The organism is Mesorhizobium sp. M0491, assembly GCF_040321265.1.
Taxonomy (GTDB): domain Bacteria; phylum Pseudomonadota; class Alphaproteobacteria; order Rhizobiales; family Rhizobiaceae; genus Mesorhizobium.
The window spans coordinates 40,131-58,425 of sequence record NZ_JAMYRE010000024.1 but is presented as its reverse complement, the minus strand read 5'-3'; the positions used below and the strand labels follow the sequence as shown (position 1 = coordinate 58,425).

14 protein-coding genes and 1 pseudogene are annotated in these 18,295 nt (G+C 58.3%); 7 read left to right on the top strand and 8 right to left on the bottom strand.

Annotation, left to right across the window (positions count from 1 at the left end; translation table 11 throughout):
* Positions 1 to 221 precede the first annotated feature (221 nt).
* Both NKI69_RS26630 and NKI69_RS26625 read right to left on the bottom strand, forming a co-directional pair.
* On the bottom strand, positions 222 to 701 hold the full coding sequence (locus NKI69_RS26630; protein WP_352722841.1) for a tyrosine-type recombinase/integrase: 480 nt from the start codon (positions 699 to 701) through the stop codon (positions 222 to 224).
* A 632-nt stretch (positions 702 to 1,333) separates the two neighbouring features.
* Complete coding sequence (locus NKI69_RS26625; RefSeq protein WP_352722856.1) at positions 1,334 to 1,714, bottom strand: DEAD/DEAH box helicase family protein; 381 nt, start codon at positions 1,712 to 1,714, stop codon at positions 1,334 to 1,336.
* Between the two features lie 107 nt (positions 1,715 to 1,821).
* On the opposite strand from NKI69_RS26625, the gene NKI69_RS26620 reads away from it, so the two are divergent.
* Both NKI69_RS26620 and NKI69_RS26615 read left to right on the top strand, forming a co-directional pair.
* The gene (locus tag NKI69_RS26620) at positions 1,822 to 2,202 is read left to right on the top strand and encodes a type 2 periplasmic-binding domain-containing protein (protein WP_206638033.1); all 381 of its coding nucleotides are present in this window, start codon (positions 1,822 to 1,824) and stop codon (positions 2,200 to 2,202) included.
* Between the two features lie 336 nt (positions 2,203 to 2,538).
* Positions 2,539 to 3,693, top strand: coding sequence for a RelA/SpoT domain-containing protein (locus NKI69_RS26615; protein WP_245486161.1), 1,155 nt, complete (start codon positions 2,539 to 2,541; stop codon positions 3,691 to 3,693).
* A 93-nt stretch (positions 3,694 to 3,786) separates the two neighbouring features.
* Here the strand turns inward: NKI69_RS26615 and NKI69_RS26610 are convergent.
* A pseudogene (locus NKI69_RS26610) lies at positions 3,787 to 3,954 on the bottom strand (IS1595 family transposase); the annotation flags it as partial.
* Between the two features lie 158 nt (positions 3,955 to 4,112).
* Positions 4,113 to 7,019 (bottom strand): glycosyltransferase, encoded by a 2,907-nt coding sequence (locus NKI69_RS26605; RefSeq protein WP_352722840.1) that lies wholly within the window; start codon positions 7,017 to 7,019, stop codon positions 4,113 to 4,115.
* A 905-nt stretch (positions 7,020 to 7,924) separates the two neighbouring features.
* On the opposite strand from NKI69_RS26605, the gene NKI69_RS26600 reads away from it, so the two are divergent.
* From NKI69_RS26600 to NKI69_RS26585, 4 genes are read left to right on the top strand one after another with little or no spacing between them, the layout of a single operon-like run.
* On the top strand, positions 7,925 to 8,599 hold the full coding sequence (locus tag NKI69_RS26600) for a coiled-coil domain-containing protein (protein ID WP_031212622.1): 675 nt from the start codon (positions 7,925 to 7,927) through the stop codon (positions 8,597 to 8,599).
* Positions 8,600 to 8,606: 7 nt separating this feature from the next.
* Positions 8,607 to 11,285 carry an OmpA family protein gene (locus tag NKI69_RS26595; RefSeq protein ID WP_352722839.1) on the top strand — a complete coding sequence of 893 codons (2,679 nt, stop codon included), beginning with the start codon at positions 8,607 to 8,609 and terminating at the stop codon, positions 11,283 to 11,285.
* 13 nt (positions 11,286 to 11,298) lie between these two features.
* Positions 11,299 to 11,793 carry a Rab family GTPase gene (locus NKI69_RS26590; protein ID WP_023809564.1) on the top strand — a complete coding sequence of 165 codons (495 nt, stop codon included), beginning with the start codon at positions 11,299 to 11,301 and terminating at the stop codon, positions 11,791 to 11,793.
* 3 nt (positions 11,794 to 11,796) lie between these two features.
* Positions 11,797 to 12,867, top strand: coding sequence for an adenylate/guanylate cyclase domain-containing protein (locus NKI69_RS26585; protein WP_023809563.1), 1,071 nt, complete (start codon positions 11,797 to 11,799; stop codon positions 12,865 to 12,867).
* Between the two features lie 305 nt (positions 12,868 to 13,172).
* Here the strand turns inward: NKI69_RS26585 and NKI69_RS26580 are convergent, their stop codons facing one another.
* The 3 genes from NKI69_RS26580 to NKI69_RS26570 all read right to left on the bottom strand — a co-directional run bounded on the left by NKI69_RS26580 (position 13,173) and on the right by NKI69_RS26570 (position 15,990).
* On the bottom strand, positions 13,173 to 14,552 hold the full coding sequence (locus tag NKI69_RS26580) for a hypothetical protein (RefSeq protein ID WP_352722838.1): 1,380 nt from the start codon (positions 14,550 to 14,552) through the stop codon (positions 13,173 to 13,175).
* Positions 14,552 to 15,076: a GNAT family N-acetyltransferase gene (locus NKI69_RS26575; protein WP_352630582.1), complete on the bottom strand. Its 525-nt coding sequence runs from the start codon at positions 15,074 to 15,076 to the stop codon at positions 14,552 to 14,554. Before NKI69_RS26575 ends, NKI69_RS26580 begins: the two co-directional genes overlap by 1 nt.
* 74 nt (positions 15,077 to 15,150) lie before the next feature.
* A complete protein-coding gene (locus NKI69_RS26570) occupies positions 15,151 to 15,990 on the bottom strand; it encodes a hypothetical protein (protein ID WP_023809559.1) in 840 nt (279 codons plus the stop codon).
* A 189-nt stretch (positions 15,991 to 16,179) separates the two neighbouring features.
* On the opposite strand from NKI69_RS26570, the gene NKI69_RS26565 reads away from it, so the two are divergent.
* Positions 16,180 to 17,595, top strand: a complete 1,416-nt coding sequence (locus tag NKI69_RS26565; RefSeq protein ID WP_352722837.1) for an adenylate/guanylate cyclase domain-containing protein — start codon at positions 16,180 to 16,182, stop codon at positions 17,593 to 17,595.
* A gap of 124 nt (positions 17,596 to 17,719) precedes the next feature.
* Here the strand turns inward: NKI69_RS26565 and NKI69_RS26560 are convergent, their stop codons facing one another.
* On the bottom strand, positions 17,720 to 18,199 hold the full coding sequence (locus NKI69_RS26560; protein ID WP_023809557.1) for a class I SAM-dependent methyltransferase: 480 nt from the start codon (positions 18,197 to 18,199) through the stop codon (positions 17,720 to 17,722).
* Between the last annotated feature and the right edge of the window lie 96 nt (positions 18,200 to 18,295).

The window sequence follows — 18,295 nt, the reverse complement described above, 5'->3', positions numbered from 1 at the left end:
GAATTGGCTCGGCCGCTCAAAATCGCCAGAAATTCGCTGTTTTTCGGGCTCTAATAGGGAAAATCAGACAGAGACTGGTTCGCCAATGACTGCCTGCACCACCATAACCATTGAGTCTATTGATCAAAATATGCGTCGGTCCAAAACGTTTTGGACCCATTGTGGGCCCCAAAAAAAGGGCCGCTGATATGGCCACGCTGCGCATGGTCGGTTGATTTCACTTACTTGACGACGCGCAGGGCCGCTCGCTGCTTCATCGCATCGCGTTTGGCCTCGCGCTCATTGATGGCGCGGGCTATGTCGACAGCCATTCGCTTCTTGTTGGCCTCTCGGACATATTCGTCCGTCACCGTCATGGAAGAATGCCCCATCGCCTCCATGATAGCACGCGCTTGGATGTTGCATTCGGCGAGATACGTGCCGAAGGTACGGCGTAGCCCGTGCAGAGTGTAGCCCTCCGGAATGCCGGCCTGCTTGTGCCAATGTGCCATCATGCCGGTGAGGCTCTTTTCCGCGAATGGGTGCCCATAGGCATTCTTCAGCACCGTGCCGCCTTTCGAACGATCAAGCGGCGCCAATAAACATCTCGCGCCCGCCGTGATGGTTGCGGTTTTCTTCTGCCGGAAATCGAAGGCCTCGATCACCTCTAGAGCCCCGTCGAACAGTTCGATCTCCTCGAAAACCAAATCGTCCCATTCCAACGAGGCGATATCGCCTCGACGGTTGCCGAGCCAGAACGCGAGCGCGTAGCAGGTGCGGGGCGGGGAGCCAATCGGATGGCGCGCCTCGAACTTTTCCCGAATGGGGACCCGCCACGCGGGATTGGCGGTCGATTAGGAATCCGGACGTGGATCGACAGTGAGGATTCGTTCTGCGGTTTGATCCATTTCTCAATTTCGATCCCCACCCACAAGAGCTTCTTGATTGCGACCAGCAGGTGCTTGGCAACCGTCCTGTGGCGGCAAAGACGCTTTCTATAATCGAACGCAGATGGTCGGCGTCGAGATGTTCGACGGGCGTATCGCGCCAAGTTAGCGGACAGGCAGGATCGACCTGCATCCGAAGGAAGCGTTCAATAAGACGGGCATTCTTCCGCTGCGTCGCTTCGTCAAAGTCCAGCCATTCCATCGTCGCTTCAAGCCGCCGCGCAGCATGACCGAATGTCTTTGGCAACGCCCGACCGGGTAGGTCGATAATAGCTGCCTTGAGGCCCTGGCCCTGCGTTGCCCTTTCATAGGCAGCCTCGAATTCCGGATCGCCGGGCTGACCGGGGAGGCGGATTTCAGGCATTCCCTTTGCACGATAGCGATAGACTGTCTTTCCATGACATCCCCTACGAGTTGCGCGCCGGTTCCAAGGAAACAGGCCTTAATGAGGCCGTACTGGAGATCGGTGCAGTCCTGGAACTCGTCCAAGAATACCTGGCTGTATGTTTCCTCAGCGCGTTCCGCGCGATCACGCTGCCCTCGACGATCGTCTTCGCAAGAGGGATCATGTCCCTGAATGTAATCGACTGGCCCTGGATGCGAGCCGGCCCGACGGAGAAGTCCGCAGCCAGTACGTCCTGCCCGGTGAGCGCGAGGCGGAACTGCTGGATTATGCGGAGCACGAAGCGATGGAATGTGAAGCTGTCGAAGCGTTCCCCAAGCTGGTGGCCGCACCGGCGCCTTACGCGCGCCTTGAGGTTCGTGCTGGCATCGACCTTGAAGGAGATCGCAAGGATACGCTTTGGGTATCTGCAGCTTCGCGTCCGCAGGAGAAAGTCGGCGCGTTGCGAGCATCTCCGTCTTGCCGGCTCCCGGTCCGGCAGTGAGCGCTAGGTTGGCTTCGGTCTCTGTTGCTGCCTCTAGGGCATTGGGCTCCAGAACGAACCCGTCCGAAGGTTTCCAATGTTCCGCACGGATCATTCAGGAAGATTTCCCAGCATCGTCCTCACGCGTTCGAGAGCCGATCGAGGAGCTGGCGAAACGGCCGGAGGTGCGCTTTCGCACGCGCTCTTACGAAACGGTGCGCTCGGCCGTCGCATCCGGCTTCGGCATGGCCGTCCTCAACATGCGGCCTATCGGTCGCGCCACCGCCGATGGGGAGGAGATCGTTCGAAGACCAATCCTCGATGAACTGCCGCCACCGACGCTGATCGTCGCCGACATGAACAATCGAGTGGGAATGATTCAGGCCCACTCAAACGTCGATTGGCTTTGATGAACCTTCGCATATCGCCCACCCGGATTTCTAGGTACCACCATCAGAGCAATAAGGCTCACGGTGGTGCTTTTTAATGCCCAATGCGATGGAGAAAAGGCAATTTCCTGCCATGAAGCCTTCAATTGTCCTGAGGTATCTTTCAGGAGGCAATTGCTATGTTGTCGGCGTCGCCCTTAAAGCACTGAAAAGAACTATAAGCTGGCTGACCGTGACGGCATCTACGTCCGCGTCATGTCCAGGGGCGCGATCTAGGCAGATACGGCCGAGACGATCGCTCGCGGAGATCCGATGTCGCGCGCTATGGTACTTCGCTTACCCAAACGGATATGACTCTTGGGATCTGATTCCCCTGCGATAGTCCGGCCAGTCCAGAATGAGGCGGGCTATCTTGATTTCTTGGCTCCAATGACTGAGTACCCGCGCCTTGCCTACAGCATGAAAGCCGTTCGCAAGGCAGGCGACCGGCTGGCAAAACCTATTCAGTTCGGACGAGACATCACTGTCGGCCAGTATGTGGACGCACTCGAAATCTTCTCAATCGCCAATAGCTGGCGCGACTCGCACTTTCTGCCGATGCGCAGCGTTCGGTTCTCTGTCGGTCATCACATAAGAGCCCTGCGACTGGAGGGCGACATGGCATCCCGGCCGAAGCGCATGGCATCCATTCGTCGGAAGCTTCGAGAGTCCACCACCAATTTGGACACCATGAACGACATCGGCGGTTGCCGAGCGATCATGGCCGATATCAAAGGTGTTCGCTCGCTTCTCGCATCGATGCGAGACAAGTTCCCCCATGAGATCCACTCTAGGGAGTTTAACTATATCGATGAGCCGAAGCCGGACGGGTATCGAAGTCACCATATTGTTTTCAAATACCGACCCAGAGATGCCGACACCGAGGCTTTCGACGGACGACGCATCGAGTTGCAAGTTCGTACCAAGCTTCAGCACTCATGGGCAACTGCGGTTGAGGCTGTCGGGCTATTCCGGGGCCAGGATTTGAAGCACGGAGAGGGCGACCAGGATTGGCTTCGCCTTTTCCAGCTTATGTCGGCGGAATTCGCGCACGTTGAGCAGTGCCCCGTTCATGTAAGTGTTCCGGATCACAATGACCGGGTTCGAGAATTGCGGGATCTCAACAAGCGTATAGATGCGATCGGCATACTAGAGAAAATCAATAATACTACTCACTGCCCAGAAAACTTCGTACATAAAGCAGCCAAAACTCGATACTATTTGCTTCAATATGGAAAAGATCATAAATTGTCCATCGAGCCGTTCTGGGCGCTTATATTAGGCGCGCGAAAACTGAAAGAGATCGAGCAAAAAATCGAGCTAAGGGGCAGTGAGGTGAAGGCTGTCTTGGTCGAGGTAGATAAGAAAGAAAAGCTTGTGGAAATGTATCCGAATTACTTCGGAGACGTTTACTTATTTGCTCGTAATCTGAAATCCATCTGCACGGGAAAAGCGGCTATCGAATACAGTTAGCCTGCACAGGTGGTAGCTCCGAACCCTACGAAAGGCCCTATTATGGTTCGGCTTAAGCGCCGTCGCTCGCTTCCGTGTGAAGTAACCCGAGGCGAGGCGCTTGCCGACGATACCATCGAGGCTGCGACCGGCCCGTGCATCGTCGTTCATGCCAGGGGCTACGCGTGAATTATGGCGGAAGTCATATTCGGAGAGGTCGCGGTGCAGATGCTTTTTTGCGCAAGGCTGATAGGTGCCACGCATGCCGCGCTTGAAGATGCTGATGCGCCGGGTATTTTGGCAGTGTTTACTCAGCCGCCGGGGCAGGTCATTCCGATCTCGGGGTGACATCGGGCGATCGCAGCAGTCTGGCGAGTGCGGAGCGTTTCGTCGATCTTGCGCACGTGAGCGGGACCGATGACCGTGACAAAGTTCACCGTTTAATCGAGCATGGCCTCGACGGTGGCGACAAAGTCGTCGAGCGAGCGATCCCCGCGAATCTCGATGCGTGGAAGATCGATGGGATCGCAATTAAGGTCCGCCGGCCCGTGTCTGCTGCCGAAGCCGATCCGATAGCCGGACTCCTTGGCCAGTCTGCCGAGCCGTCGGTCGGTGACAGAGAAGGGTGCCGCGAACGCCGAGGTTGGCCGACCGGTCCAACGTTCGATGAACATACGAGAGCGCAGCAGTTCGGCGGCCAAGTCAGAGCTCGACAGACCATCGATCGCGCGATGCGTCGCGAGATGGCTTCCGAAGAACGCACCTTCGGCGGCGAGCCGCCGCACCGTCCCGGCATCCATAAGCTGCGTCGGCGGACCGTTTTCGGCATCCCACTGCGCGCTTTCACCCACCAGGTCAGTCACCAGGAACACTTCCGCGGTCAGGTCGTTCGCGCGCAAGGTTGGCCAGGCTTGGTCGGCAAAATTCTGGAAGCCGTCATCGAAGGTGATGAGCACTGGGCGGCCAGCGAAAGGCTGACGGTTGGCGATGGACCGTTCCAGTTGCTCGGACGTGGTCGCGTGAAAGCCATTGGCGCGCAGCCATGCCATCTGGCTGGCGAATGCGGCGGGCGTTAGCCGAAAACGGGCGAGGGCAGCCGGACCTTCTTCGGCGACGCTGTGGTACATGAGGACAGGGATACGTGGCCGCCGCTCGCTGCGCGCGACGTCGCGGCGCAAGGCCCGCGCCCCGCCCCAGACGATATTTCGGACGACCCCGAGTCCGATGGGCGCGCGGATCGGCGCATGATCAATCCTCGGTTCCGTCACTACATCGTGCGGTGACAGGCGGCGGAAGCGGTCTATGCGATAGAGCTCGGTCTGGATCGACTGCTCGAGGACGAGACCTTCGGTCGCTGCGAGCGCCTCTGAGATCGCTTGTGCCCCGAATGTGTTCCAGTCGAAGCCCGTCCTTTCAACATTGTCACGCAGCACGAATGCGTGGGCGCTGATGAAACTGCCGCCAGGCGCCAACGCCTCTGCGAATTTTTTGGCAATGCGCCGCAACTCGGCGAGATCATCCAGATAGTAGAGCACTTCCGAACAGAAGATCAGATCCATTTCACCCGGCAGCGTGTCTGCGGAGAAATCCAGTACGCCGAATTCGACGTTCGGCTGATCGCTGCATCGCGCGCGGGCCCGTCCCACGGCTATGGCGGAGATGTCGGTTGCGGTCAGATGGCCCACTCGCGGCGCCAGCTGCCGCGTGAAGTGGCCCTCCGCGCAGGCGAGCTCAAGTGCCCGTCCGATGGGACCCGCAGGCAGAATCTCGAGTTGCCGCTCATATTTTTCCTGCTCATAGGACGAACCGTAGTTCCAGGGATCCTCGGTCGTGAAATAGCCATTCCAGAACAACGTGCGATTCTCGTCGTGCCTGGGCCGTGCACGGCGCGGCGCGGCAGAAGGCTCCGCAGGTTCGGCGCTCGACCGGACCAACTCCCGCGCTTGCGCAGCCAATCTCGCGAGTTTGCCGAAATGGCTGTCCGGATCAGGCTCGCGTTCGGCTGTGCCTGACAATGCCCGGGCTGGAAGCGTGTTCGGAGTGTTGGCGCCAGTCTCCTTTTGCGGTGCGAAATTCCGGATCAGTTCAATCCAATGATCCCTTGTCACTGTCCCGAGCACGCCGAATTGTACGACGGCCTCGATGTGGCCATCCATCATCAGGTAGGCATAGATTTGGTCGATTCCTTCCGGCAGTTCGGTCGAGGTCGGATTTCGAGCGTCGACGCGGATTCCAAGTGTTCGCGCCAGCCTGCGCGGCGCGCCAAGATCGTCGGCGTCGAGAAGCATTTGCTCAAGCTGATACTGGATGCGGCGAGCCGCTGCGGGATTGTCCCAGACCTTGCTGAGTTCGGTAATCAACTCGGTGATGGCGCGGCCGAACCTTCCCCACCTGGCAGCCAGTTGCGCCGGCACAGACAGGCTTCCCACCGCAAGGCCGTTGATGGCTACCTTGGCGATCTCACTCGCCCACTTGCGTCCGGCCGGAAGCGCGCGCAGGGACTGCGGGTTGATCGAGCCCGAGCCGCCGCCGCAATCCGACGCGGCGTTCCAAAATGCGAACCACGCGAGTGCTTCGGAAGCGGTGCGGCCATCCGCCGAGTTCGCTCCGTTGGCGTGGATAGTCACCGGGTGTTTGACTCTGGAGTCGGCAGAGAAGCCACGGGCGATGACGATTTCCGCGTCGGCCAGCATCTGAGATGAATTGCGGGTGAGCGAGTTGGGGCTAGCCCGGTAGAAGGCGAGCGGCTCGTCGACCATTACCCAATTTCTGCCGAGACGGGCGAGGCGCTGCCACAGATCCCAGTCCTCGCATGTACGCAGCGACACATCGAAACCGCCCAACTCGACGATTGTCTCCCGGTCGAGCAGCAGCGCGTGGGTGGCGATGGCACACCGGCGGGCAAATGTTTCAAAGGGCTGGATCGCAACCTCTGACGAGATGCTCAACCAGATAAGTTCGCCATCGGGCATCACGCATTGGGAGCCGCAATAGGCGGCCACTGAATCGGGCGCAGCCTCCAGTGCGGCTAGCATTTTCGCGAGGAAGCTGGCGTCTACCCAATCGTGCGCATCCAGAAACATGAGCCAGTGGCCGCGCGCCGTCGAAATCCCGCTATTGCGCGCGCCGGCGGGGCCACGGGCGCAAGAATTCAACGTCCGAAATCGGGAATCTTGTTCCACATAACTGGCAATGATCGCGGGGGTGCGGTCCGTGGAGGCGTCGTCGACGATGATCGCCTCCCAATCCACGATTTCCTGATCGAGAAGGCAATCGAGTGCGCGCGCCAGCGTCACCTCTGCGTTGTGCGCAGGAACCACGATTGAAACCAATGGATTATGCGCCATGCCGTCTTACCCACGCCTGGTTCGAAGGTACAAGAGCCCCAAGACATAGCCGGCGATTTCCCCGCCAAAGGAAACGGTCATCGAGGATGCTGCGTCCAAACAGTCTCCCGTAAACTCTTCCGAGCCGTCGCGCCGCCATTTGGCTGCAGTGCGAGCTTGCTCCTGTCGTGCTAGCGACATTAGAAGCCTGGCGCAGCATTTCATCCGTGCCGCCGAGATCGGACGCCGGCTGTCGCAGATGCACGTCAAAACCAAGCATGCCGCATACTCATGTCGATCCCTGAAATCGGCACCATGACCACAAGCTGCGGTCCCTGGCACCTGGCTATGGCAAACTGCCGTCCTTTGCAATCGACGACGCAGCAATGCAAGCCCACTGAAGCTTTGGTTGAATGACTGCCAGCTATTGGGACCTATTGCTCTCTCCTATCGACCGAAACACCTCGATTCCGGGCTGCATTCTTGATCGGCGATTCCTCGTGTAAGAAGAAGATTCTCCTTCTACTGTTGAGATCGCGCCGGAAGCTGATGGTGGCAGTATATAGCGGAGCGAGAGCCAATATGCTGCTCACTGGAGCAGCTATTTTAGCAATTTCTAATGAAAACTCATTACTTACGTCTGTCTAAATAGATATACATAATGCCACTGTATCACTCGGCTTCATAGTAGATTTCGCTCGATAACCAATTAGATTAAACAGCTATGGTTGCTATCACAGAGAGGGGCGAGAGCAACACCTAGCGGTACTGGTGCTTTTTCGGCCGGTCCAAGAGGTGTAAAAAGAGCACGCAAATTGGTTTGCGCCAAGAAGATTCCGGCTTGCAGGTCGCGGATTTTGCTGGCATCTTCACCTGTTTATGGGTCTCTGCGCTGTGGCAGGTGGTTCAAATAGAGGGTTATAAGGATGGCCAAGGAATCTTCGAGTACTTCGAGTGCCGTTTCCTCCGCAAACAAAGCGGACGCAAATTTGATTGGTAATGCAGACGGAAGCGGGCTGAACTTCATGGCGGCCCAGGTTCGCGAAAACGGGGGCGCCGGCGACGCCGTAGGTGTCGACAAGATACGCGATCTGCTGTTCGGCAACCAGATGCAGGACTATGACCGCCGTTTTTCCAAGCTTGAAGAACGGGTGTTGCAGCGCTTCAAGGATGTCGAATCCGAAGCCAAGCGCAATCTTGAGATGTACGAGTCAAATGCAAAGAAGCAGATCGATTCGCTCGCGGCGCAATTGCGGAACGAAAAAGACTCACGAGCCGATGCCGACAAGGAGATTGACCGGAATCTTCGCGAGCAAAACCAGGCACTTGAAAAGCAGGTGCGTGCGTTGTCGGATCAATTGAGCGCGCTTGAGCGGGACGTTTCGGACCGGATAAATCGAAACGATCATTTGTTGCGTGAGGAAATTAAGCAGAAGAATGAAGGCGTTCAGATGCTGATAGAGAAAATGTTTGCCGATCTCAGCAACGTTAAGACCGACCGAAATCTTTTGGCTGGCCTGTTTGTAGAGGTTGCGAAATGTCTGAATCAGGATCCCGTCGGCAGCAAGGGCAACTCGGATCGTAGCTGGAAAGTGAGTTGATGGGACCTTGACGTCAACCGTCGACCCAATCAGTCTTCCACAAAGAACAGCCTCGAACGATACAGAAATTGATCGCGAGGCTCTGGCTCGTCTTTTGGTCGAAATTGCCCGGAACGTTGATCCGGACTATCGTGCGCGTTTCGACGGAGTTCCAACCGCCGATCCTCGCATGGAAACGCTGCGCCAGTTGCTGGTCAGCCGCGAAATTTCGGAGCTTTCACGAGTTACGCATCTGCTGGACGAACCCGAGCAGCTTGCGGCAGCGGTGGGCGATGTTCTTCCCATTGCGGTCGCGCGAGCGACTCATGCGCAGCTCGGCGAGGCGCTTGCGCCAGCTGTCGAACGGGCTGTGCAACGGTCAATCCAGAAGAGCCCGCGCACGCTGACGGATATATTATACCCGGTGTTTCTGCCGGCAATCCGCAAGTCGATCGGGGAAAAGATCGACCAGACATTTCAGTCACTGAATGAAACTTTAAGACATATATTTACCTGGCATGGGCTCAAGTGGAGATTTGAAGCTTGGAGGACAGGTGCGAGCTTCTCGGAAGTTGTCCTAAAGCATTCTCTTATCTATCGTGTAGAGCATGCCTTTCTCATTAATCGTAATTCCGGGCTTTTGATAGCGCATGTAGCTGCCGACAATGCGACGAGCGAAGATCCCCAGCTGATTTCGTCGATGCTTAGTGCAATTCAAGATTTTGTGAAAGATTCATTCAACGAGAGAGAGCAGAGCGGCCTGGACACTATCCGTTTTGGCGACCTTCGTCTCTGGTCGGAAGTTGGACCGTTTGCGACCCTGGTTTCGGTGATCCGGGGAAATCCGCCAGAGGAATTGCATGAAATAGTTCGCGATGTATTGCTTCGCATCCATGAGGAATGCTCACAGGCTTTAGTAGAGTTTGACGGCGACAGTTCGCAGTTGGCCGGGGTAGAGGCGCAATTGCGGACCTGCGTGGAGCAGAAGCAGGAGGAATCAAACGAGGGATTTCCGTGGCTGGTGGTCGCCGTGGCCCTGCTGTTTTTGATTCTGGCAGGCGGTTGGTTCTTTCTTTCCTGGCAATCCGGGCAGCGCTGGCAGGCTTATGTGTCGCGCTGGCAGGCCTACGTGTCGCGACTGGAGGCCCAGCCGGGCATCATCGTTGCCGAACAACAGGCGCGCGACGGCCAATTCTATATTGCCGGCCTAAGAGACCCGCTTGCCGCCGACCCACAGTCGCTGTTGTCTGGAACGCAGGTCGATCCCGCCCGGGTTCATTCGCAGTGGCAATTCTATCAGAGCCTTCAACCGGAGTTCGTGCTGAAGCGGCTGAAGGCGTCGCTGGCTCCGCCGGATTCAGTACGACTATCAATCGACAATGAGCGCATCGTTGCCGAGGGTGAGGCTCCCGACACCTGGATAGATCGGGCGCGTGCAGCGGCCCGACAGCTTTCGGCAGGCGGACCGGAATTCGACATCTCCAAGGTTCGTGACGTAAGCCCCGAAGTACTCGAGGCGAAGCGCTGGCAGGCCTACGTGTCGCGACTGGAGGCCCAGCCGGGCATCATCGTTGCACAACAAAAAATACGCGATGGCCGATTCTATATTGCCGGCCTGAGAGACCCGCTTGCCGACGACCCGCAGTCGCTGTTGTCTGGAACGCAGGTCGATCCCGCCCGGGTTCATTCACAATGGCAATTCTATCAGAGCCTTGAGCCGGAGTTCGTGTTGAAACGGCTGACGGCGTCGCTGTATCCACCGGATACAGTACGACTTTCGATCGTCAATAATCGCATCATTGCCGAGGGCGAGGCTCCCGACACCTGGATAGATCGGGCGCGCGCAGCGGCCCGACAGCTTTCGGCAGGTGGACCGGAATTCGACATTTCCAAGGTTCGTGATGTGAGCCCCGAAGCACGCGCGGCGGAGCACTGGCAGTATTATGTGTCGCGACTTGAGGCCCAACCGGGAATTGTCGTCGCCCAACAATCGACCAGGGGTGGACATTTCTATATTTCCGGCCTGCGAGACCCGCTTGCCGCCGACCCGCAAGCTCTGCTGTCCGGAACGGAGGTCGATCCTGCCCGCGTTCATTCACAGTGGCAATTCTACCAGAGCCTTGATCCGAAGTTTGTGGTGAAGCGGCTGACGGCGTCGCTGACGCCGCCGAAATCGGTCCGACTTTCGATCATCCAGGGTCGCATCGTTGTCGTGGGCGAGGCTCCTGCCGCCTGGATCAACCGGGCGCAGGCCGCCGCTGAACAACTTTCGGCGGACGGAGTGGTTCTGGACGTCTCGCAACTGCGTGAGCTGGACCTTGCAGAGCTCAATCATTTGAGAGAGTCTATCCAGACGACCGACATTTTCTTCTCTTCCGGCAAAGTTGTGCCGGGACCAGAGCAGACGCCGGTTCTCGACAGATTGGCGGATCAAATAAAGGAATTCGCCCAAAATGCCCGCAAGTCAGGCGTAACTGCGCGGTTCATGTTGACCGGCCATTCGGACACCACGGGCCGTGAGACGGCCAACGCGTCGATCAGCGCCGCCCGTGCCGAGACAGTTCGTGCGCTTCTCAACAAGCGCGGCGTCGCCCCGGAACTGCTGCTGGTTCGGGGCGCGGGCACCTTTGAACCGGCGGTGCCTGAAAATAGTCAGGCTGGTAGCTCCACCAATCGCCGGGTTTCCGTTACGGTAAACTTGGACTAGGTCGGAGCCCAAGATGTTGCAAAAAAAGATCTGTATGTTGGGCGGGTTCTCTGTTGGAAAGACGAGCCTGGTTCGCAGGTTTGTGAAAAGCATCTTTTCAGAGACCTACTTGACCACGGTGGGAGTGAAAATCGACAAAAAGAGTGTCGCACTCCCGGACAAAACAGTGGATCTGATTTTATGGGATTTGGCCGGCGAAGATGATATCGGCTCATTCCGCGTCAGCCATGTGCGAGGTGCGACAGGCCTCGTGCTTGTCGTCGATGGAACCCGCGCCGCTACCCTTACCGCTGCACTCACGCTGCGCGAGCGGGTCGAGGCTGAATTCGGTGCTATGCCGTTCGTACTGCTTTTCAACAAATCAGATCTGGCCGATCGGTGGGTAATACCAGATAGAGAAATTGACGAACTGAGGCAACGCGGATGGCAAGTCTATCTGACAAGTGCGCTCTCGGGTGAGCATGTCGATGATGCGTTTCTTAAACTCGCTTCGATGGTCACCAAATAGACCATGCAAAGATTGCCAAGAGAGGTCGGAAGCTGGATTTACGATTTCTTCTACAACGAGCGTGCTATTGCGTATGTGAAAATTGACGCCCAGCTGCGGACAGCGGCGAAGGGCGGTAACGTTGAACATTACGGGCTCTCATGCCTTCGCATCGGTAAGCCTGTAGCCGACCAGCTTGAATTCATGGAAGGTTTGCTGCCTTGCCCGGAGCTTCCATTTCATATGCCTATGGTCGAACTGCCCAGCGGGCGTGTCGCGGACCTTCATCTTTTTGCTGATGATGACTGCGTGTGGCTGCTCTTTCTTGATGCCACTGCCGAACGCGACAACAAGCAGCGGCTTCAACAGAAGGCTTATGAAATGACTCTTCTGCAAGAGAGGGAGCGCCAACTCAACGAGAAGTTACATTCGGCCAATGAGGCGTTGAGGAAGAGTCAGGAGGGATTGTCGCGTGAATACCAGCGCGCGGAATCCCTGCTCCTCAACATTCTTCCGGCGTCGATCGCGGAGCGGTTGAAAGCGCAAAAGAAAATTGCCGACAACCACGCGGAGGTGAGTGTGCTTTTTGCCGACATCGTCGGTTTTACCGAAAGAGCGCGCAGCGTCGGAGCGGTGACTACGCTCGCTATCTTGAATTACTTCTTCAAGGCGGCGGATAGGCTCTCGGAACGACACGGCTGCGAAAAGATCAAGACTATCGGCGATTGTGTCATGGTGGTCGCTGGCCTGCCCACCGCGCGATCCGATCATGCACGAGCCCTCACGCACTATGCAGTTGAACTGCGCAAGGCGGTCAAGCGCGAACTCTTCGCAGGAGAACCGATAAGGCTGAGAATTGGAATTCACTCGGGACCGATCGTCGCTGGCGTCATAGGCAAAAGGCGGTTCGCCTATGACCTGTGGGGCGAGACCGTTAATCTCGCCTCACGTATTCAAACGTCCGCGGAGCCCGGTGAAATCCGTATCTCCGATGCAACGCGCCAACTGCTTGGGCCAAAATTTGCTTGCGACCCACTCGAGGAAACGGAATTGCGTGGTGCAGGTCGTGTACGAATGTGGCGGCTCCCAGCCTGATTTCCGGTTGCCGATCCTGGAGCGCACTGCATCTCAAGCCGCAAATGATCAACGCAAAGATTTGACCCAACTAGTGACCCTCATTGGGCGACTTGGGGCTGGCTCGCAACGACAGTTACGGCCATCTGGGCCGTTTTCCCCACGCGTGGGCGGCATGGCAGGAACTGCTCGCGTCAATCCTGACTATTCGCTGGAATACCGTCGCAAAGTCTTGCCTTACAAGAACCCTGCCGATATCGAACTCACGGTCGACGGGCTCCGCAAGGCCGGAATAGTGCAATGACAAATGAGGGCATGCGGCCGGATCAGACGCCACAGGCTCGGCCTATCTTGCGCCATCGGGCGTTTTCACGAACCAGTTTCAGGTCGTCGGTCGTCTCGGCAAAGGTGTGCGAACGGTAGTGCCCGAGCAGGTCAGGAAACAGCCTCCCTGCCGGCAGGCCGGCAACCTGTTCGCGGACCGACATTTTTTCATCGATGACCCGGGTGCCCCAGGCATTTTCCCGAACCTGCAACTCGGCAGCCAGACCGCGCTCTTCCGGCGCGGTTTCATCCAGCGCGGCCAGCAGGATCGAATGGAAAAGCGCTACATAACCGATCTGCCTCAGGCCGCCCACGACCCGCACGCGCGGCAATATGGCAAGAACGAGGAACGTCAGGAACAAGTTCGGCAGCAGCACGCCGTCCAGCAGCGCCTGCTTGAGATGCGCCCGCTCGAACGGGATGGAAAGACCATTCGGCCTTTCAGGCTCGATCAGGTGCCCGTTCTCGAGGACGAGCTTGCGCACGCGCTCCTCGCGAATGCCCCAGAAATAGGCCGTGGCATTGGGCAGGAATCTGCCAAATGGGCTCGATTCGGTCTCTTGCAGGGTACGTTCGAGACGCTGACGCCTTGCGGGCTCAAGGAGCAGCTTGGAAAGAAGGCTGCTGTCATGGTCCAGATGCCGCGCCACGACGGAAGCCGCGAGCCGGTCATCGATGAACACCGGCCGAGCCATGCCGGAACGATCCCAATCGGCGACCAGATCCTGGTTGAGTTCTGTCAGTGCATCGGCGGCGGTTCCAAACACCTTGTCCTGGCTGGCGAGCAGTGTGCCCAGCCAGCGGCTGGCATCCGTTTCGTCGCCCACCGCTTCGAGCGCCCGCTTGTTGAGGGTGACCGGGCCGGCCGCGCAGGCGCTTTTGCGGCATAGTTTGTGGCGCCCCATGCCAAACAAGTTGACCTTGTCGTCGCCGACATCGAGCCATCCCGGCCCCTCCCGGCCAATTGTCTCCATGGTCATCGTCGTTCCCATGAAGCCGACGAAGGCCGACAGCCCGTTTTCGACCGCGCCGAGCCAGGCAAACAGGAGGGCATCGAAGGTGATCCGGTCCATCAGAAGCAGGCAGTGGAGGCCGGACTGAATCACCGGTCTGTGGTCGAATTCTTCAAGGGCCTTGCCGACCTCTTCAGGCTGCATGATCAAATCAAGGCGCTGATGCAGTATATCAAGCAGGATCGAACGGGCAGCGATCGCCGGACTCGATGCAGGCCTTGCCACCGGCCGCCACAGATGGCGGGCGTATTCGGAAACCGGTGCATTCCAGTTCTGCTCGATGTCACGCACGACTTCCGGGCAGAGCAGTGATAGCACTGCCAGAACATCCACCGGAGCCTTAAGGGTCGGATCAAAGTCCGTGGTCATCAGAACCGCAGCCGGGCCATGCTCAGAAGGTCGTGATACCGCCCTTCGGTAAAGCCGGCCTTCACATGCCGGCCTTCGACCTCGAAGCCGTGGCTTGTGTAGAGGCGGATGGCCGGTTCATTGTCGGCATAGACGGTCAATTCGACTCGCTTCAGGGCGCGCCAGTTGTCGGCCACGTCAAGCAGCGCGCCAAGTATGGCAGAGCCGATACCCTTGCCGACAAAGCCATCGTCAAGGCCGATATTGATCTCGCCGATGTGCGAACGGCGCGGCGAACCCTGCACGACCAGGCTGCCATGGCCGACGACCTTGCCGTCCAGCTCGGCAACGATCCAGGTGGTTTCCTGGCCGGACTTGGCGATACGCCGTTCTACCTGCTCCACCATCTCGAATGGCATCCTGAGCGTGCCCCAGCGGAAGCCCGGCATGTTGAAGATGGCGCAAAGCGCCTCCGCATCGCTTGGCCGAATGGCCCGGAGTTGCGGCTGGATTTTCTTTGCGAATGGCGAGGTCGTGCTGGTCATGGCTTTCCCGGCAAAGGCAATGGGCCCGGCACGATGCACCGGACATCATCTGAAAATCCAGCCATCTCATCATCCTATGATGCCGATTGCGCGCTGAAGTACCAGGAGACGGCGTAGAGTTTGAAGATGCCGCTGATTCCGATCCAGCCGAAAAGGGCGAGCCAGCACAATGTTCCCGTCGCCGTCCAGTCGATCCGGTGCACTGCGGCCTCGGTGATGACAAGGCCAAGGATGGCAAACAAGCCGACCAGAAACTGCGCCAGACCGAGCACCAGCAGCTCTTCGCGCGGCGCGCTTTTCCTGACGAGATATGTGCCGCCCGCTCCGGCGAGGAAGATGGCGCTGTAGACCTGAGCGTGGAAGGCGTCGATCGGCCACGGCCAGAAGCCGCCGAATGTCAGGGGAAACAGCAACAGACCGACGCCATAGAGCCCGAGGATCACCATTTCCATCGACATGTAGCCGCGCCATGCAGAGTTTAAGGTCACGCCCTTTGCGGAAGGACGGCCCCTGGCCCGCCAAAGGAACGATCCGGATACCGCGACCGAAGCAAGATAGACCAAGAACCAGAGCCAGGGCGCTTTGCGCTCGAAGTTGAAATAGCCGAGACTGAAGAACGAAGCCGCCGACACGATGACGGTGAAGATGAAGGCCATGACAAGCACGAGCCTGCCTGGCGACCAGCGGTTCCAGACCAGCAGCGCCGCCATCACGACCATTTCGGCGGTGTAGAAGCCGCCGAGGAAGCGGGCATTGAACGGCGTGACGGCCCAGGGCCAGCGCGGCTTGACCAGCGCAGGCGCGAAAAACAGGCCGGCGCCGACGATCAGGACGATGATGACCCCCGCCGAGAAAAGCCGCAGGGCCGCGGGAAATGGCGGGTTGCCGGGTGTCGGCGCGGGAGAAAGTCCCAAAGATGAATACCCCATGGACTCACCATAGTGCCGCTTGCGATCGGTGAAAATCCCGACGGAAATTGAACCGTCGCGCGGGCTTTGCCATTCGAATGGCCGTACGATCCGTTTCGAAGTAAGATGGAGCGCTCGGAACAAAGACCGGTTCCGGTGAACCACCTAGGGGGCGCATTTTCCGGAGCCTGCACGATGACCGAAATTCAGGATCTGTTCTCGCTTTTGCGGCAATCAACCGATGTCGATCTCCAGGCAATCGACGCGATCCGGCGGACCATCGCGGAAGGCAAGGATTATGAACTTTGCCGCATCAATGTGCCGGCTTTCGCCAGCAAGCATGGCCTCGACGAGGAACGCGCCATAAGCGCCTTCCTCCATGCGGCGCGGGTGGGCATCTTCGACATTTCATGGAATGTTCTGTGCCCCGGCTGTGGCGGCGTGCTCGACACCAACGCTACGCTGAAAACCCTGCAGAAGGACGAATACACCTGCGCGCTATGCTCCGAAGGCTATTCGCCGACCCTTGATGAGATGGTCGAGGTGACATTCACCGTCAGCCCTCGCGTGCGCAGGATTGCCGCCCACAATCCACACGAACTGCCGTTGGTGGAATATTTTCGCCAGATTTACTGGGGATCCGGCGTCGATCTGCCGGAAGAGGATCTGGCGAAAAACATAGGAGCGTTCTCGCTGGAGGATATCGAGCTGGCGCCGGGTGAAAAGGCCGTCCTGCTTATACAGCTTCCGCCCGAATTCATCATCGTCTTCGAGCCGGTCACCCATTCAGCGCAGTTCATCGACGCGAAGGGCGAACCAACAAAAGAGCGGCGAAGCCTGTCTTTGGCTTTCGACCGCGACCATGTCCAGAACCAGACACTGGAAATGCTACCCGGTCCGCTGCGTATTTCGCTGGAAAACAGGACCGACACCCGCGTGCTGCCGGCAGTCTTCATCGCCGGCGAGGCATTGCATAATCTCCTGGGCAAACGCCGGCCTTTTCTGACCGCCAAGCGCCTGCTCACCAACCAGACGTTCCGCGACCTCTATCGTACGGATACGCTCGACATCAACCAGCGCCTGAAGATCACCAGCCTCACCTTCCTGTTCACCGACCTGCGCGGATCGACCGCGCTTTACGAGCGGGTGGGCGACCTTTCAGCCTTCGATCTCGTGCACGTGCATTTCCAGGTTCTGCACGAGATCGTCGCGGCGGAGGCAGGCGCGGTGGTGAAGACCATCGGTGATGCGGTGATGGCGACATTCGCGACGCCTGATCGCGCGATGGCTGCGGCCCTCAGGATGCGTGATGCCATGCGTGCGCTCAATGACAGAAGCGGGCGCGAGGATCTGCTGCTCAAGATCGGTGTCCATGCCGGCCCCTGCATCGCCGTGTCCATGAACGAGCGACAGGACTATTTCGGCCAGACGGTCAACATTGCTTCACGGGTCCAGAACCTGGCCAACGCACAGGCTATCTTCGCCACCCGTGCAGTGGTCGACGACAATCTCACCGCCGATCTGTTGCGCAGGAACGCTCTGACGCCCGTGCTTCACGAAGTCTCGCTGCGCGGCATCGAGCGGGAGATAGCGGTGTATACAATCCCCTGAGCAATTGGGCCGTCCAGAGCAATTCCAAGGAAGTGTAAACGGTTCTCGGGAAAAGCGCCTAGCACTTTCCCTTGGAATTGCGGTAGAGCATCGTTTGCGTGAAAAGATGAGGGCTCTCGGCCGCTCACACGCGCTTGCAGAGGAAATAACGATCGGCGGGCTCTGAAGTCGGCGCCGGGAGGCGTTGCAGCAGCGGGTGATCGAGCGGCGTGCCACTGACCGCGAAGCCGCCGACGCGAAGCAGGCTCGCAATCAGATCGGGAAGCCAGGTAGCAGTCACTGCATCGCGATCGTCATAGCCGGTGCCGATGTCGGCATGAACAAGGGCGGCTTCGATGCCAATGAACTTGCGGGCCGTCTCGCGTATTTCGCCGAGCACGAGGTTTTCGGCTTCGGGAATTGAGCTGGCATGTGCACCGACTTCGCGGTCGAACACCACGATTCGGCGCCCGGGCAGGCGCTCGCGCAGATGGTGGAACGTCCGTCCGTTGCCGAGGCCGAGCTCGAGCACAAGCCCCTCCATCTTCGCCACCTCGACGCAGACTTGGTCGAGAATGTCGCGCTGTGCGGTCATCCTGCTGATGAAATTCTCAAGGCGACTCATATGCTTTGTGTGTCCTGAACCAGCTCAAGATCGGCAATGCCTCCGACACGAACTGTTCACGGGTGTATCCCGAAGGCGTAGTGCCAAACTCGATCA